This window comes from Delftia sp. WSY_12, assembly GCF_043104645.1.
Lineage (GTDB): Bacteria > Pseudomonadota > Gammaproteobacteria > Burkholderiales > Burkholderiaceae_C > Comamonas > Comamonas tsuruhatensis.
In genome coordinates this window covers 137,154-153,699 of the sequence record NZ_JBICKW010000009.1, presented here as the reverse complement: position 1 = coordinate 153,699, position 16,546 = coordinate 137,154, and the positions used below count along the sequence as shown (strand labels likewise).

General features: G+C 65.9%; 14 protein-coding genes and 3 tRNA genes. 12 read left to right on the top strand and 5 right to left on the bottom strand.

The features are described 5' to 3' along the window. Positions 1 to 131: 131 nt before the first annotated feature. Positions 132 to 1,160 (top strand): alcohol dehydrogenase AdhP, encoded by a 1,029-nt coding sequence (gene adhP / locus ACF8LI_RS04900; RefSeq protein WP_016445343.1) that lies wholly within the window; start codon positions 132 to 134, stop codon positions 1,158 to 1,160. A gap of 63 nt (positions 1,161 to 1,223) precedes the next feature. Here the strand turns inward: adhP and ACF8LI_RS04895 are convergent, their stop codons facing one another. From ACF8LI_RS04895 to ACF8LI_RS04875, 5 genes are all read right to left on the bottom strand, one after another. Next, positions 1,224 to 2,645 carry an MATE family efflux transporter gene (locus tag ACF8LI_RS04895; protein ID WP_016453015.1) on the bottom strand — a complete coding sequence of 474 codons (1,422 nt, stop codon included), beginning with the start codon at positions 2,643 to 2,645 and terminating at the stop codon, positions 1,224 to 1,226. A gap of 47 nt (positions 2,646 to 2,692) precedes the next feature. Continuing rightward, positions 2,693 to 3,301, bottom strand: coding sequence for a DUF2239 family protein (locus ACF8LI_RS04890; protein WP_016453014.1), 609 nt, complete (start codon positions 3,299 to 3,301; stop codon positions 2,693 to 2,695). 153 nt (positions 3,302 to 3,454) lie between these two features. Then, positions 3,455 to 4,009, bottom strand: a complete 555-nt coding sequence (efp, locus tag ACF8LI_RS04885; RefSeq protein WP_016445346.1) for an elongation factor P — start codon at positions 4,007 to 4,009, stop codon at positions 3,455 to 3,457. A 163-nt stretch (positions 4,010 to 4,172) separates the two neighbouring features. Next, on the bottom strand, positions 4,173 to 5,306 hold the full coding sequence (gene earP, locus ACF8LI_RS04880) for an elongation factor P maturation arginine rhamnosyltransferase EarP (protein WP_392412236.1): 1,134 nt from the start codon (positions 5,304 to 5,306) through the stop codon (positions 4,173 to 4,175). 5 nt (positions 5,307 to 5,311) lie between these two features. Further along, on the bottom strand, positions 5,312 to 6,196 hold the full coding sequence (locus ACF8LI_RS04875; protein ID WP_012204721.1) for a LysR family transcriptional regulator: 885 nt from the start codon (positions 6,194 to 6,196) through the stop codon (positions 5,312 to 5,314). A gap of 168 nt (positions 6,197 to 6,364) precedes the next feature. Here ACF8LI_RS04875 and ACF8LI_RS04870 point away from each other — a divergent pair, with 168 nt between their 5' ends. The 11 genes from ACF8LI_RS04870 (at position 6,365) to ACF8LI_RS04820 (ending at position 16,526) form a co-directional block, all read left to right on the top strand. Then, positions 6,365 to 7,582, top strand: a complete 1,218-nt coding sequence (locus ACF8LI_RS04870; RefSeq protein WP_016453012.1) for a CaiB/BaiF CoA-transferase family protein — start codon at positions 6,365 to 6,367, stop codon at positions 7,580 to 7,582. Beyond that, on the top strand, positions 7,579 to 8,568 hold the full coding sequence (locus tag ACF8LI_RS04865; protein WP_016453011.1) for a hydroxymethylglutaryl-CoA lyase: 990 nt from the start codon (positions 7,579 to 7,581) through the stop codon (positions 8,566 to 8,568). The genes ACF8LI_RS04870 and ACF8LI_RS04865 overlap by 4 nt, the downstream gene beginning before the upstream one ends. Positions 8,569 to 8,619: 51 nt before the next feature. Continuing rightward, a complete protein-coding gene (locus ACF8LI_RS04860) occupies positions 8,620 to 9,606 on the top strand; it encodes a tripartite tricarboxylate transporter substrate binding protein (protein WP_016445351.1) in 987 nt (328 codons plus the stop codon). A 50-nt stretch (positions 9,607 to 9,656) separates the two neighbouring features. Continuing rightward, entirely contained in the window at positions 9,657 to 11,609 is a 1,953-nt protein-coding gene (gene uvrC / locus ACF8LI_RS04855) for an excinuclease ABC subunit UvrC (protein ID WP_392412233.1), read from the top strand. 77 nt (positions 11,610 to 11,686) lie between these two features. Then, positions 11,687 to 12,256 carry a CDP-diacylglycerol--glycerol-3-phosphate 3-phosphatidyltransferase gene (pgsA, locus tag ACF8LI_RS04850; protein WP_026062576.1) on the top strand — a complete coding sequence of 190 codons (570 nt, stop codon included), beginning with the start codon at positions 11,687 to 11,689 and terminating at the stop codon, positions 12,254 to 12,256. Between the two features lie 452 nt (positions 12,257 to 12,708). Further along, positions 12,709 to 12,981 carry an HU family DNA-binding protein gene (locus ACF8LI_RS04845; RefSeq protein WP_012204727.1) on the top strand — a complete coding sequence of 91 codons (273 nt, stop codon included), beginning with the start codon at positions 12,709 to 12,711 and terminating at the stop codon, positions 12,979 to 12,981. Positions 12,982 to 12,995: 14 nt separating this feature from the next. Then, a tRNA-Val gene (locus ACF8LI_RS04840) sits at positions 12,996 to 13,071 on the top strand. A 57-nt stretch (positions 13,072 to 13,128) separates the two neighbouring features. Continuing rightward, a complete protein-coding gene (locus tag ACF8LI_RS04835; protein WP_016445403.1) occupies positions 13,129 to 15,024 on the top strand; it encodes a SurA N-terminal domain-containing protein in 1,896 nt (631 codons plus the stop codon). A gap of 74 nt (positions 15,025 to 15,098) precedes the next feature. Beyond that, positions 15,099 to 15,174: transfer RNA gene (locus ACF8LI_RS04830), tRNA-His, on the top strand. Positions 15,175 to 15,443: 269 nt separating this feature from the next. Continuing rightward, a tRNA-His gene (locus ACF8LI_RS04825) sits at positions 15,444 to 15,519 on the top strand. A 494-nt stretch (positions 15,520 to 16,013) separates the two neighbouring features. Continuing rightward, a complete protein-coding gene (locus tag ACF8LI_RS04820) occupies positions 16,014 to 16,526 on the top strand; it encodes a GspH/FimT family pseudopilin (protein ID WP_392412231.1) in 513 nt (170 codons plus the stop codon). Positions 16,527 to 16,546: the final 20 nt, after the last annotated feature.

Below are 16,546 nucleotides of genomic sequence, written 5' to 3'. Positions count from 1 at the left end.
GAAAAGCGGGCAAGGTTTTCCTTGCCCGCTTTTTTTGTCCTTGATGGTCCAAGGCCTGATTTTGATCAAGGCGTTCAGGTCGCTTCGCTGAAATGCTGTACCTACTTTGACGCAAAGAAAGGATGGCGCGAATGAACAGGACCATGAAGGCCGCCGTGGTGCGGGAGTTTGGCAAGCCGCTCACCATCGAGGAAGTCCCGGTGCCCAGGCCCGATCCCGGCCATGTGCTGGTGAAGATCGAGGCCTGCGGCGTCTGCCATACCGATTTGCACGCGGCGCAGGGTGACTGGCCCGTCAAGCCCAATCCGCCTTTCATTCCCGGCCACGAAGGCGTGGGCTATGTGGCCGCCGTGGGCGCGGGCGTCACCCATGTGAAGGAGGGCGACCGCGTCGGCATTCCCTGGCTGTACACGGCCTGCGGCCATTGCGAGCATTGCCTGGGCGGCTGGGAGACGCTGTGCGAGCAGCAAAAGAACACCGGCTACTCCGTCAACGGCGGCTTTGCGCAGTACGCGCTGGCCGATGCCAACTTCGTGGGCCTGCTGCCCGGCAGCGTGGACCTGATCGAGATCGCACCCGTGCTGTGCGCGGGTGTCACCGTCTACAAGGGCCTGAAGGTCACGGACACCAGGCCCGGCAACTGGGTGGTGATCTCGGGCATCGGCGGCCTGGGCCACATGGCCGTGCAATATGCCAAGGCCATGGGCCTGAACGTGGCGGCGGTGGACGTGGATGACGACAAGCTGGCGCTGGCCCGGCGCCTGGGCGCCCAGGTCACGGTCAATGCCATGACCACGGACCCTGCGGCCTATCTGAAAAAAGAGATCGGCGGCGCGCACGGCGCCCTGGTCACGGCGGTCTCGCCCAAGGCCTTCGAGCAGGCGCTGGGCATGGTGCGGCGCGGCGGCACGGTATCGCTCAATGGCCTGCCGCCCGGCAGCTTCCCGCTGCCCATCTTCAACATGGTGCTCAGCGGCGTGACGGTGCGTGGCTCCATCGTGGGCACGCGGCTGGACCTGCAGGAGTCGCTGGATTTCGCGGCCATGGGCAAGGTCAAGGCCACCGTGTCCACCGACCGGCTGGAGAACATCAACGACATCTTCGCGCGCATGCATGAAGGCAAGATCGAAGGGCGCGTGGTGCTGGACCTGAACGCCTGACGCTTTGCCCACCCCCAAAAAAACAGGCTTCCCTCGGGAAGCCTGTTTTGCATGGCGCACGCCTTACACCATGCGGCGGATCGGGCGCTTCTTCCACACCAGCTTGTAGTAGGCGGTCTGCAGGCACAGCGTCAGGGTGTAGGACAGCGGAAAGGCCATCCAGATTCCCATCAGCCCGAAGCTGCGGCTCAGCCACCATGCCATGGGCAGCTCCAGCACGGCGAGCACCGTGATGGTGATGGCCGTGGGAATGACCACATCGCCGCTGGCACGCATGATGGACGACAGGGCAATGAAGCAGCCCAGCAGCAGGCCGCTCCACAGCACGATGTACAGCAGCTCGATGGCCAGCACCAGCACCTGCTCGTCGGTGATGAACATGCCCAGCAGCGGCCGCGCGAACAGGCTGCCGATCAGGGCCAGGGCGGCACCCAGCACCAGGTTCATGCGTATGGCCGTGGCCGTGATGGCGCCCAGGCGCTCGCTGCGGCCAGCGCCGATGGCCTGGGCGCCGAGGATGGAGGCCGTGATGGCCACCGAAATGACCGGGAACTGCGCAAACGAGTTGATCTGGTTGACCGCACCATAGGCTGCCGTGGCGCTGGAGCCGAAGCCGTTGACCAGCGAAACGACGACCAGCCCGGCCATGGACGAGGCGATCATCTGCACGCCCGTGGGAATGCCCACGCGCAGGATGCTCTTGAGCAGGGTCCGGTCAATGCGCATGGCCTTCCACAGCGCGGCATTGGGCGCCAGCGGGCTGGCTATGCGGCGCAGCCGCCAGCCCAGCCAGGCCAGCGCCAGGGTGAAGCCCAGGATCATGGACACGCCCGCGCTGGCCACGCCCAGGCGCGGCAGGCCGGCCCAGCCCGCGATCAGCGCCGGCGTGCAGACCAGGCCCGTGCCGGTGGAGATCAGCAGGGCCAGCATGGGCGAGACCGTGTCGCCCACGCCGCGCAGCAGCGAGGTGGCCAGCAGGAACACGAACAGCCCCGGCATGCCCAGCAGCACGATGCGCGAATACAGCGTGGCCTGCTCCATGATGTCGGGCGGCGTGCCCAGCAGACGCATCAGCGGCTCGGTGAACAGTCCGCCGAACAGGGCCACGACGGCGCCGAACAGCAGCCCTATGCACATGGCCGTGCCTGCGATGGCGCGCAGCTTGTCGTGCATGCGCGCACCGTAGGCCTGGCCTATCAGCACCGAGGAGCCTGCGCCCAGGCCGATCACGAAGGCGATGAAGAGAAACATCACCGGAAAAAAGGCCGCGACGGCCGCCAGGGCCTGCACGCCCAGCATCTGGCCGATGAAGACGCTGTTGATGGTGCCCGACAGCGACTGCAGGATATTGGCCAGGACCATGGGGCCCAGGAACACCAGGAAGGTGCGCCACAGCGGCTGGGTGCCGTGGGCGATGGGCGGCCCGGCGGGGCTGGATGCGGCAGGCGCAGCAGCCTGGGGCAGAGGTTCGTTAGGTTTCGTCATGTTGTGTCTGTTAATGCGACGAGAAAATGCAATGGAAGGCGGGGGCTTCAGTCCTGCGCTGGCGATGGCGGCGATGGCGGCGAGGACCAGGCAGCGCTGCTCAGTTGCTGCAGATAGCTTCGCACATCCTCGGGCCAGGTGGCGGTGTGCCTTGCAAAGGCGTCGGCCTGGTGTGCAAAGAGGGCGCGGCTGGCGTCCTCGAAATGGGGCAGGTCGCCCGCCATCTCGCTCATGAATCGGTAGGCGGCCTCGGTGGCGGCGCGCACGGCATCCTGTGCGGCATGCTTGCCACGCGCCTCGTCCACCAGTCTGCGCAGTGCGCCGGAGGCGCCGCCGGGCTGGCGGTTCAGCCATTCCCAGTGCCGTGGCAGCAATGTGACTTCGCGTGCCACCACGCCCAGCTTGGGGCGGCCCACGCTGCGCGGTGCGGCGGCTTGTCCGGGTGCGGGCGATGCGGCCAGTTCGCTGCGCCAGTCCAGGTCCAGCCGCATGCCGCTGTGGTCGTCGAAAACCCACAGCGGCGGCGCCGATCCGCTGCCTTGCGGCTGCTGTTCATGGCTTTGCAGGAACTGCAGGACGGCAGGCCTGTCCCCCTGCAGCAGGCGGCCATGGCCCTGGAAGATGGTGTAGCTGGGTGCGGGCTCGGCGCCCGCCATGCAAGAGTCGGTAGTCATGTGCTAGATATTAGCCGGGTAAAATATGCAAGTCAATTAAACCCGGGTAAATATCTGCATGGATGCCGCGCGCCCAAAGAAAAAGCCCCTGGCAGAGACTGCCAGGGGCTTCGCAGAGGGAACTGCAAGCGTTGTTTAGACGCGCTTGCGGTACTCGCCCGTGCGGGTATCGATTTCGATCTTGTCGCCCTGGCTCACGAACAGGGGCACGGGCACTTCGAAGCCGGTGGCGATCTTGGCGGGCTTGAGCACCTTGCCCGATGTGTCGCCCTTGACGGCGGGTTCGGTCCAGGTGATTTCGCGTTCCACGGACGTGGGCAGTTCGCAGGAGATGGCCTTGCCGTCGTAGAACACGACTTCGGCCTGCATGCCGTCTTCCAGGTAGTTGATGGCGTCGCCCATGTTGGCGGCTTCCACTTCGTACTGGTTGTATTCGGCATCCATCCAGACGTACATCGGATCGGCGAAGTAGGAGTAGGTGCACTCCTTCTTGTCCAGGATCACGTTGTCGATCTTGTCGTCGGCCTTGAACACGACTTCGGTGCCCATGTTCGACAGCAGGGCCTTGAGCTTCATGCGCACGGTGGCGGCGCCGCGGCCACCGCGAGCGTATTCGGTCTTCAGGACGATCATCGGGTCCTTGCCGTGCATGATCACGTTGCCGGCGCGGATTTCTTGAGCGATTTTCATAGCTTGCTTGGCTGAGGTTGAAGCCGCTCAACAGGGCAGGCAAGCGAAGTCGCTGGGACGGTGCGCCTGCCGCAGTTCCGCGGCGGGTGCAACCCTGGTTGGTCGATGGCGGCCGGCTGGCGGTCGCCCGCAACGGCGCCTCCAGGGAGGCAAAACGTGCATTCTAGCTTTTTTCGGTCACGAAAGCTTGCAGCTGCTCAATCAATGGGGTCTGTTGCAGCAGCCGCAGGCGCGCCGCCTGCACGCATTCCTGCCATTGCTGCAGCAGCGCAGGCGTGATTGCGGGCAGGGTGCTTGCCGGTGCCATGCCGTTCCAGGCATGGTGGAAGGCGCGCAGGCTGGCCGGCGCCTGCAGCCAGTCCAGGAAGGCGTGTAGCTTGTCGTGGTGGGCGTCGTCGTGCTGGGGATAGATGTGCCAGACCAGGGGCTGGCCGGCCCACAGCGCGCGTATCAGCGAATCCTCGCCGCGCACCAGGTTCAGGTCGCAGGCCCAGAGCATCTCGTCGAACTGCGGCTGGGGGCAGGGCTGCAGCGCATGCCGGGTCACCGAACCGTGGTCTGCGGCGGTCACGCCGGCCATGGCCTGCTGCACCGCGGCTGCCGCGCGCCCGGGAGTCACCAGCAGATGCGTGGCCTGTGGTGCGGGCGGCGCAGCATGCAGCTGGCACAGCCAGTGCGGCAGGGCAGGCGGTTCGTAGCAGAACAGCGAGATGGCGCAATCGCCGGTGCCTAGGCCGTGGCGTGTGCGCCAGGCCTGCCGGCCCCCGGAAGCAAAGGCTGCCTGGCGCGCGGCCAGGTCCGGCTCGCGCAGCAGGCCGCCCGTGGCGGCCGTGAAGCCCGGGTAGAAGAACCAGCGCGTCAACCCCGCAGCCGGCCCCGACATCAGCGGCGAGGGCAGCCGGTGGCAGCGCTCCACATAGTCCTCGGCCGACAGGTACTCCAGGTTGATCCACAGCGGTGCGCGGCGCGCGATGGCCGCCAGAAAGGGCGGCGGAATCTCGCAGCCGAAGGCCTCGATGACCACATCGCCCACGGCCTGCGGAATGTCCTGCGCCTGCGTGGGCCAGCCGTGCATGCTGAGCCCGGCCGGGTGGGGCCGGGGCGCCATCCAGGCCAGGGCGCTGGCGTCGTCCATCCACAGCCGCACGCGCTGGCCGCGTGAGGCCAGGTCGGCCGCCGCGCGCCAGCACACGCCGATGTCGCCGAAGTTGTCTATGACCTGGCAGAAGATGTCCCAGGTCCGTGCAGCGGCCTGTTCTGGCAGAGGGGCCGGGGGGATGGGGTTGAAGGCAAGCATGGGAGTCAGGGCTCGCACAGGTGTTCGACCAGCAACTGCGCCACGGGCGGCAGGGCCTCCTGCGAGCGCACGCACAGCATCAGCTGGCGCTCGGCCCAGGGCTCGTCCAGCGCAATGCAGCGCAGCGGCAGGGCGCCCAGGTACAGGCGGGCACTGCCTTCGGGCAGGATGCCGACGCCCAGGCCCGAGGCCACCATCAGGCACAGCGCGTCATAGCCCGTGACCTTCATGCGCAGCCGGGGCTGCAGACCCAGGTCGGCCGCGGCGCGCGTGATCTGGTGGTTGAGCGCGCTGCCCGCGTGCATGCCCACCAGGTCATGGTCCAGCACCTGGGCCAGCCGCAGCGAGCGCCTGCGTACCAGCGCATGGCCTTGGGGCACGATGACGATGAGGCGGTCGCGCCGGTAGGGGCGCAGGCGGATCTTCTCGCCGTAGCTGCCCTGGTTGAGGATGCCGATATCGGCCTCGTTGTCGGCCACGGCGCGCGCGATGTCGCTGCTCACCCGCTCCTGCAGGCGCACGTCCACATGCGGATGCTGGTCCAGGAAGCGCTGCAGCTGGGAGGGCAGGAACTGCGTGATGGCCGAGATGTTGGCCATCACGCGCACATGGCCGCGCAGGCCGCTGCCGTACTCGCGCATCTGCTCGCCGATGCCGTCCAGGTCATTGAGCACGCCGCGCGCCATGTTCAGCAGTGCATAGGCGGCGGCCGTGGGTACGCTGCCGCGGTTGCTGCGGGTGAACAGCTCCACCTGCAGCTGGCTCTCCAGCTCGGCCAGCCGCCGGCTGGCGGCCGAGGGGGCGATGTGTTCGCGTGCGGCGGCGCGGGCGATGGCGCTTTCCTCCATCACGGCCACGAACAGGCGCAGCGAGATCGGGTCGAGTTTCATGGGGTGGCGATTATCGCCCGGCCCCGCCCGACCGGGTTCTGCCATGCCGGTTTGCGATGGCAGCGTCGCGCTTGAGCGTTTTGCGGCTGGCGCGGACGGCGGCAAGATCGGCGCCGCGGCAATGCCATCGGAGGCCGGCCGCAGGAGACAAAGAGGAAGCGCTAACCCATGACACAACAGACAAGGCAGGCCCCCACACCCGGCGCGCTCAGCGGCGTGCGCGTGGTCGAGATGGGGCAATTGATCGCCGGGCCGTTCTGCGGCAAGACGCTGGGCGAATTCGGCGCCGACGTGGTCAAGATCGAGGCGCCGGGCGCGGGCGATCCGCTGCGCAACTGGCGCCTGATCAAGAACGGCACCTCGGTCTGGTGGCAGGTGCAGTCGCGCAACAAGCGTTCGGTGGCGCTGGACCTGCGCCAGCAGGAGGGCCAGGACATCGCGCGGCGCCTGATCGCCGAGGCCGATGTGCTGGTGGAGAACTTCCGTCCCGGCACGCTGGAGGGCTGGGGCATGTCGCCCGAGCAGCTGCATGCGCTCAACCCCGGGCTGGTCATCCTGCGCATCTCGGGCTACGGCCAGACCGGCCCCTACCGCGACCTGCCGGGCTTTGGCGTGATCGGCGAGGCCATGGGCGGCCTGCGCCACCTGACGGCCGAGCCGGGCCGGGTGCCGGTGCGCGTGGGCGTGTCCATTGGCGACACGCTGGCCGCGCTGCATGGCGTGATCGGCGTGATGATGGCCCTGTACCACCGCAAGGTGAACGGCGGTGCCGGCCAGGTCATCGACGTGGCGCTGCATGAGGCCGTGTTCAACGTCATGGAAAGCCTGCTGCCCGAATACAGCGCCTTCGGCGCCGTGCGCGAGGCGGCGGGCAGTGCGCTGCCGGGCATTGCGCCGTCCAACGCCTATCCCTGCCAGGACGGCTGGGTGCTGGTGGCCGGCAATGGCGACTCCATCTTCAAGCGCCTGATGGCCACCATCGGCCGCCAGGACCTGGCCGACGATCCGCAACTGGCCGACAACGCGGGCCGCGTGGCGCGCATTGCCGAGATCGATGCCGTCATCGGCGGCTGGACGCGCACGCAGAGCGTGCAGGCCGTCATGGACCAGCTGGCCGCCGCACGCGTGCCGGCCGGCAAGGTCTACACCGCCAAGGACATTGCCGAAGACCCGCACTACCGCGCCCGCGACATGATTCTCAGCCAGCACACGCGCGACGGCGACGACATCGAGGTGCCGGGCATCGTGCCCAAGCTCTCGCTCACGCCGGGCACGGTGCGCACCAGCGCCCCCCATGTGGGCGACGACACCGACGCGGTGCTGGCCGAGGCCGGCCTCACGGCCGAACAGATTGCGCTGCTGCGCAGCAAGGGAGTGATCCAATGAACGCCGTCCACACCACGGATGTCTGGCAGGGCGCGGGCCGCCGCGTTTTCTTCAACGAGGTCGGCACGCGCGACGGGCTGCAGATGGAGCAGGCCTTCGTCCCTACCGAGGACAAGATCGCCCTGGTCAATGCGCTGTCACAGGCCGGCCTGTCCAAGATCGAGGTCACGGCCTTTGTCTCGCCCACCGCCATTCCCGCGCTGCGCGACGGCGAAATCGTCATGCGTGAGATCGAACGCCGCCCCGGCACCGTCTACACCGCCCTGGTGCCCAATGCGCGGGGCGCCGAGCGCGCCATCGAGGCGCGCACGGACGAACTCAACCTCGTCATGTCGGTCAGCGAGACCCACAACCTGTGCAACCTGCGCATGCAGCGCAACCAGTCGTTCGCGGCGCTGGCCCAGGTCGTGGCCACGGCGCAGCAGGCGGGCGTGCCCGTCAACGTCTCGCTGTCATGCTGCTTTGGCTGTCCCATGGAGGGCGATGTGCCGCAGCAGGAAGTCTTCGGCTGGGTGCAGCGCTTTGCCGATCTGGGCGTGCAGGGCATCACGCTGTGCGACACCACGGGCATGGCCTTCCCGACCCAGGTGCGCGCCATGGTGGCCGCCTTCCGGCAGCGCTGGCCGCAGCTGGGCATGACCCTGCATTTCCACAACACGCGCGGCATGGCGCTGGCCAATGTGCTGGCCTCCATCGAGGCGGGCGGCGACCGCTTCGATGCCTCCATCGGCGGCCTGGGCGGCTGCCCCTATGCGCCGGGCGCCTCGGGCAATGCCTGCACGGAGGACATCGTCCACGCGCTGCAGCTCATGGGCTACGACACCGGCGTGGACCTGGCGCAGATCGTCGCGGCCGCGCGCAGCCTGCCCGCGCTGATCGGCCATGACACGGCCAGCCAGATCGCCAAGGCCGGCGCGCGGCTGGACCTGCACCAGCCACCAGCCGACTTTGCTGCCATCCGCGAACGGGCTTTGGCCAAGGGCTGAGGCCGGCGCGCATTCTCATTCACAAGAACCGAGCAAACCAAGGAGACAAAGATGAAGAAGATTCAACGCAGACAGATCGCAGCCGTGGCCATGGCCATCGCAGGACTGGGCCTGGGCGGCACGGCCGCGCTGGCGCAGGGCGGCTACCCCGCCAAGACCATCACCATGATCGTGCCGGCCGCAGCCGGCGGCACCACCGACCTGGCCGCGCGCATGGCGGCCCAGGCGCTGGCGCCGGTGATCGGCCAGTCGGTGGTGGTGGACAACAAGGGCGGTGGCAACGGCTCCATCGCGGCCAGCCTGGTCAAGCGTGCCGAGGCCGATGGCTACACCCTGCTCATGCAGTACTCGGGCTACCACGTGATCTCGCCCCACCTGACCAAGGCCCGCACCTGGGAGCAGGGCGACTTCCAGCCCGTGGCCAATGTGCTGTCGGCGCCGCAGATCATCGTGGTGCGGTCCGAGCTGCCCGTGAAGACGCTGGCCGAACTCGTGGCCTATGCCAAGGCCAACCCGGGCAAGCTGAACTACGCCTCTTCCGGCAACGGATCGCTGCAGCACGTGACCGGCGCCATGCTGGAGCAGCAGGCCGGCATCAAGATGGTCCACGTGCCCTACAAGGGCACGGGCCCCGCGCTGCAGGACCTGCTGGGTGGCCAGGTGGACCTGACCTTCGGCACGGCGCCGCCCTTCATGCCCCATGTGCAAAGCGGCAAGCTGCGCGTGCTGGCCGTCACCGGCACGCAGCGCCTGCCCAGCCTGCCGGATGCGCCCACCACGGCCGAGGCCGGCTACGCAGGCGTCAACGCCACCTCCTGGTTTGCCGTGTTCGCGCCCGCCGCCACGCCCAGGCCCGTGATCGACAAGCTCACGGCCGACCTCAAGAAGGTCGTGGAGAACCCGGCCTTCAAGCAAAAGGCGCAGGAGCAGGGCGCCACGGCCGACTACATGAACCCGCAGCAGCTCGGCGCCATGGTCAAGACCGACTGGGCCAACTGGGCCCAGGTGGTCAAGTCCTCGAAGATCGAGGCCGAGTAAGAACCCGCAGGCCCGCTGCGGCGGGCCCGGGCAGCGGCCACAATAGGCGCATGTCCGAACCCCATTCCGATGAACTGCTGGCCCAGGTGGCAGCGCTGCCGGGTCTGCCCGGCGTCTACCGCTATTTCGACGCGGCAGGCGCGCTGCTGTACGTGGGCAAGGCCATCAACCTCAAGCGCCGCGTCTCCAGCTACTTCACCAAAAACCATGGCGGCACGCGCATAGGCCACATGGTGGGCAAGATCGCCCGCATGGAGACCACGGTGGTGCGCTCCGAGGCCGAGGCCCTGCTGCTCGAAAACAATCTGATCAAGACGCAGCAACCCAAGTACAACATCCTGTTCAGGGACGACAAGAGCTATCCCTATCTGAAGATCACCGGCGTGGCCGCGCGCGACGGCCGGGATGGCGAGCCGGCCCACCAGCGCTTCGCGCGCATGGCCTACTACCGTGGTGCCGTGGACAAGCGCCACCGCTACTTCGGTCCCTATCCCAACGCCTGGGCTGTCAAGGAAAGCATCCAGCTGCTGCAGAAGGTCTTCCGGTTGCGCACCTGCGAGGACACGGTCTTTGCCAACCGCTCGCGCCCCTGCCTGCTCTACCAGATCAAGCGCTGCAGCGGCCCTTGCGTGGATCTGATCTCGCCCGAAGCCTATGCGCTGGACGTTCGCAATGCCGAGGCCATGCTGCGCGGCGAGACCCAGGAACTGCTGCGCCAGCTGGAGGCCCGCATGATGGAGCACGCCGGGCGCATGGAATACGAGCAGGCCGCCGAGGTGCGCAACCAGATGACGGCGCTGTCGCGCGTGCTGCACCAGCAGGTCATAGAAACCGCCGACGACCGCGACGTGGACATCCTCGCCGTGAAGGTGCAGGGCGGCCGCGCCTGCGTGAACCTGGCCATGGTGCGCGGCGGCCGCCACCTGGGCGACCGGCCGTACTTTCCCGCCAACCTGGGCGATGCCGCCTCGGTCTACGCCGGCGAGGAAGAGGCCAATCTTGCCGAATCCGCGCGCCCGGTTGAGGACATCGTGCTGGAGGCCTTCATCGCCCAGCACTACACCGGCGTGGCCGTGCCGCCTGTGCTCATCGTCAGCCACCCGGTGGACAAGAAACTGCTGGCGCTGCTGAGCGAGCAAGGCGGCGTGCGCATCACCGCCGTGCAGCAGCCGCGCGAGCAGCGGCGCATCTGGCTGGAGATGGCGCAAAAGAACGCCGACATCCAGATGGCCCGCCTGCTGGCCGAAGAAGGCTCGCAGCAGGCGCGCACGCGCGCGCTGGTCGAGGCGCTGGACCTGGCCTGCGAGAACCTCGATGAACTCACCATCGAATGCTTCGACATCTCGCACACGGCGGGCGAGGCCACGCAGGCTTCCTGCGTGGTCTTCCATCACCACAAGATGCAAAGCAGCGAATACCGGCGTTTCAACATCGAAGGCATCACGGGCGGCGACGACTACGCCGCCATGCGCCAGGTGCTGACGCGCCGCTACAGCCGCGTGGCCGAGGCGCAAAGAGAGGCGGGCGGTGCCGAGCTCACGGGCAAGCAGCCGCAACTGCCGGATCTGGTGCTGGTCGACGGCGGCAAGGGCCAGGTCAGCATGGCGCGCGAAGTCTTCGAGCAACTGGGCCTCGATGTCTCGCGCATCGTGGGCGTGGAAAAGGGCGAGGGGCGCAAGGTCGGCCTGGAAGAGCTGGTCTTTGCCGACGGGCGCGAGAAGATCTACCTGGGCTACGACTCGGCCGCGCTGATGCTGGTGGCCCAGATCCGCGACGAGGCCCACCGCTTTGCCATCACCGGCATGCGCGCGGCGCGTGCCAAGGTGCGCGTGAGCGGCGGCAAACTCGAGGAGATTCCGGGTGTCGGCCCCAAGAAGCGCGCGCGCCTGCTGCAGCGCTTTGGCGGCGTGCGCGGCGTGTCCGAAGCCACCGTCGAGGACCTGTGCAGCGTGGACGGCATCTCGGCCGCGCTGGCTGAAGATATCTACCGTGCATTGCATTGAAATGACCGTCCCGCAGGCTGCACCGCGGGCCTTGAAACAGAACCTCAAACACCAAGGTACGTGACACAATGGCGGCCATGTTTCTCACAATCCCCACCTTGATGACCTGTACGCGGATCGTCGCGATTCCGCTGATCGTCGGGGTGTTCTACGCGCCGTTCGATGTGGCGACCCGCAACCTGGTCGCCACGGTCATGTTCATCGTCTTCGCGGCCACCGACTGGCTCGACGGCTACCTGGCGCGCAAGCTCAACCAGACATCGGCCTTCGGCGCCTTCCTCGACCCGGTGGCTGACAAGTTCCTGGTCTGCGCGTCGCTGCTGGTGCTGGTGCATCTGCAGCGCACCGATGTGTTCGTGGCCCTGATCATCATCGGCCGCGAGATCGCCATCTCGGCCCTGCGCGAATGGATGGCCCACCTGGGCGCGGGCAAGAGCGTGGCCGTGCACATGCTGGGCAAGCTCAAGACCACGGCGCAGATGGTGGCCATCCCCTTCCTGCTGTACGACGGCCGTGTGTTCGGCATGATCGACACCGGCGTCTGGGGCCAGGTGCTGATCTGGGTGGCCGCGGTGCTCACCGTCTGGTCGATGGTGTACTACCTGCAAAAAGCCCTGCCCGAGATCCGCGCGCGGGTCACGCACTGAGGGCCTTTCCGGCCGTTCCCGGGATCCTGCGCCAGACACGTCAAACTGTCTGGCGTTGCTATTTTTTTGGAAGCATTTGAATCAGGCAGGGCAGCCGCTGCGGCGTCGTGGATGCGAAGCGGTGAGGCGCATTGCAGCACTGGCAAGGCCTGCGGCGGGCAAGTCCATTGTCAACCCTTGTCAATTCGTGAAGCCGCTAGCACCCGCTGCGCGCAAAAAACCGGCCGCAAAGCCAAAGCTGGCGCCAAAACCGCATAGAATCGTGCCCTGTCGTTGCGATGCACAGCGTGCATTGACACCTGGAAGGTCGATGGCTTTAATTCACCGATGCCTGCCCCGAGGCAAGCGTCGAACGGCAAGCCAGATTCCGTATCCGTCGCGCCGGGTTTCTGGTCGCGCCAAGTTGGTGGCCGCAGAGACATTCCATTCACTTATTTCTCCAGAGGCATCTTGTGAATAAAACCGAACTGATTGAGCACATCGCTAACAACGCCGACATCTCCAAGGCTGCGGCTGCTCGCGCACTGGATTCCACGATTGAGGCTGTGAAGAAAACCCTCAAAAAGGGTGGTACAGTGTCGCTCGTTGGTTTTGGTACATTCGCCGTTGGCAAGCGCGCCGCCCGCACGGGCCGCAACCCCCGCACCGGCGAGACCATCAAGATCAAGGCCGCCAAGGTTCCCAAGTTCCGTCCGGGCAAGGCATTGAAGGATGCCCTGAACTGACACCAGTCAAGGTGGGGTGCTTAGCTCAGTTGGTAGAGCGGCGCCCTTACAAGGCGTAGGTCGGCGGTTCGACCCCGTCAGCACCCACCAAGAACAAAAGGCGAACGAAAGTTCGCCTTTTCTATTTCTGCCACTGAAAGACAGACCATGTTCGAATCCATCCGCAAGCATTCCAAGTTCGTGATGATCTTGTTGTTCTTGCTGATCATTCCCTCGTTCATCTTCGTGGGGGTCAACCAGAACTACTTCACCGAATCCAGCGTGATCGTCGCGCGTGTGGATGGACATGAGATCAAACAGGCCGACTGGGAGAACGCGCACCGCATGGAAAGCGACCGCCTGCGCGCCGAGAACCCCAACGTCGACCCCAAGCTGCTGGATTCGCCGCAGGCGCGCTACGCCACGCTGGAGAAGATGGTGCGTGACCAGGTGCTGGCCGCTGCCGTGCAGAAGATGCACCTGGCCGCATCGGATGCACAGCTGGTGCGCACGCTGCAGGAGATTCCCGCGATTGCCGCGCTCAAGAAGCCGGATGGCTCGATGGATGCCGAAGCCTACCGCGCCCTGGTCGGATCGCAGGGCCTGACGCCTGAGGGCTTCGAGGCCAATCTGCGCCGCGAACTGTCCATGAACCAGGTGATGGGTGGCGTCACGGGCACGGCCTTTGCGACCGACGCCCAGGTCAAGCAGGCCATCGATGCGCTGTACCAGCGCCGCGAAGTGCAGGTGGCACGCTTCGAAGCCAGCGCCTACGCCAGCAAGGTCCAGCCCACCGAGGCCGACCTCAAGGCCTACTACGACGCCCACACCAGCCAGTTCCAGCAACTGGAGCAGGCCAAGGTGGAATACCTGCTGCTGGATGTGCCCAGCATCGAGGCCGGCATCACGCTGAGCGAAGACGATGTGCGTTCCTACTACAACCAGAACGCCGAGCGCCTGGCCGGTCCCGAGGAGCGCCGCGCCAGCCACATCCTGATCAACGCATCCAAGGATGCCCCCGCGGCAGAGCAGGAGAAAGCCAAGGCCAAGGCCGAGGAACTGCTGGCCGAGCTGCGCAAGGACCCCAAGCGCTTCGCCGAGCTGGCCAAGGCCAACTCGCAGGACGGCGGCTCCGCTGCATCGGGTGGCGACCTGGGCTACTTCGGCCGTGGCGCCATGGTCAAGCCGTTCGAGGATGCAGCCTTCGGCATGAAGGTCGGCGACATCAGCGACGTGGTGCACAGCGACTTCGGCTACCACATCATCTCGCTGGTGGACATCAAGAAGCCCAAGGCACCGAGCTTCGAGCAGATGCGTCCCAAGCTGGAGGCCGAACTCAAGCAGCAGCAGGCGCAGCGCAAGTTCGCCGAACTGGCGGAAGGCTTCTCCAACGCGGTCTACGAGCAGTCGGACAGCCTGCAGCCCGTGGCCGAGAAGTTCAAGCTCACCGTGCAGAAGGCAGACCATGTGACGCGCCAGCCCGGCCCCAACGTCAAGGGCCCCCTGGCCAATCCCCGTTTCCTGGAGGCGCTGTTCTCCAGCGATTCGCTCAACAACAAGCGCAACACCGATGCGGTGGAGCTGGGTTCCAACCAGTTGGTGGCCGGCCGCGTGGTGGAGTACACGCCTGCCCGCACGCTGCCCATGGCCGAGGTCGGCGACAAGCTGCGCACCCTGTATGTGGCGCAAAAATCCGCCGAACTGGCCAAGGCCGATGGCGAAGCCAAGCTCGCCGCATGGAAGGCCAAGCCTGACGCGGCGCAATTGCCCGCAGCCAAGGTGATCAGCCGTGACCAGCCCGAAGGCCAGTCGCGCGAAGTGGTGGACGCTGCCCTGCGTGCGCCCACGGCCCAGCTGCCTGCGTGGACGGGTGTTGACCTGGGCGCGCAAGGCTATGCCGTGGTCAAGATCAACCGCATCGTCGAGCGTCCGGCCGATGATGCGCAGGCGGCTGCCGCGCAGAAGCAGGACTTCCTGCGAAGCTCGGCCGTGGCGGAAGCTATGGCATACTACGAGCTTCTCAAGAAACAGCTCAAGGTGCAGATCAAGGTCCCGCGCCCCTGATGAGGGAAATTTCTAGAAAGACAGAAATTTCAGAAATCAAGCAGTTTTTTGGAATAGAATAGCGTTCTTCTACGGTGGCTGTAGCTCAGTTGGTAGAGTCCAGGATTGTGATTCCTGTTGTCGTGGGTTCGAGCCCCATCAGCCACCCCAAATAAAAAAATCCCCAGAGCAGAAATGCTCTGGGGATTTTTGCTTTGGGCGGCAGGTGGACTGCTTGTGCCCGGCAGCTTGTCCCCGGCAGCTTCAGGTGCGCCGGACAAGGTCCCTGCCGGCTGTGGCTGCATGGAGGATGGCGCCATCCTGCCCTTTGCCCGCTTCCCCCGATGCGCCGTTGTTCATGCTGCACCCGATCCGTCACGCAACACCTGTTCCAAAGCATTTGTCTGCTGGTTTTTGGCATATAATCGAATGCTTCAACGGTGGCTGTAGCTCAGTTGGTAGAGTCCAGGATTGTGATTCCTGTTGTCGTGGGTTCGAGCCCCATCAGCCACCCCAAACAAGAAAATCCCCAGTGCAGAAATGCACTGGGGATTTTTGCTTTGGGCGCAAACTTTATCTTCCTCGGGCTGGAAGCTGACGGGATATTCGCATCGCCAATTGCGCTGCGGCTGGATTGCAACCGCGCATGCTGCGGTGGATTTTCAGGCGCTTGGTGCGAGGCCTGCCTCCTGACTTCGGGACCTGCCCTATCGCCACCGTGGCCATGCCATGCCATGCCATGCCATGCCATGCCATGCCATGCCATGCCATGCCCGTTGCGCGGGCCGTCCCGCCGAGCTTGCGTGCACGGACGGCGGGCCGGGCTTGCTGGATGGGGTGTTGCGCTTTGCGCAGGTTTTTATAAGACAAGTCCTATATTTGTCCCATAACCTGTGTCAATAGGTGTTCCAAATTGCCTTTGCATTACGATTGCAAACATCAATCAAGAGCAATGGCGCAGGGCTTGCAAGCCTGTCGCATGGTTCCCCGGCAACGAGAAGCACGCTTGCATGAAAAACCCCGGTTACACGCGCAACGGCTGTCCAGGCGGCACATGGCAATGGCCCCGTGGCTTCACCCTCATCGAGATGATGGTGGTGGTGGCGCTGGTCGCGATTCTGGCCGCTCTGGCCGCTCCTTCCTTCATCGCTCAAATAGCCAACCAGCGCGTCAGCTCGGCTGCGCTCGAGTTGCAGTCGTTGCTGCAGCTGGCTCGCTCCGAAGCGGTCTACAAACGGGGGGAAAGCAGCTTCGTGGGCGCGGGGCAGACATGGTCCGCCAAGTCGGGCGGGCAACTGGTGCGCGAGGCCCGGGTGCCTGATGCCGTGACCGTCTCGCCCTCCGGTGATTCTTCCCAGGGTGTCCTGTTCGAAACCACGGGGACCGCCAGGCAGTTCTCCGGCGCCAGCACGCTGTACACGCTGACCGTCACGGCTCGCCATGCCACGCGCATGCACTGCCTGAGAGTGACTCGCGCCGGGCTTGTGCGCCAGCAGCGGCTGCCTGCCGGCGGCAGTTGCTGATGCGCGTGCAACGGGTCTGC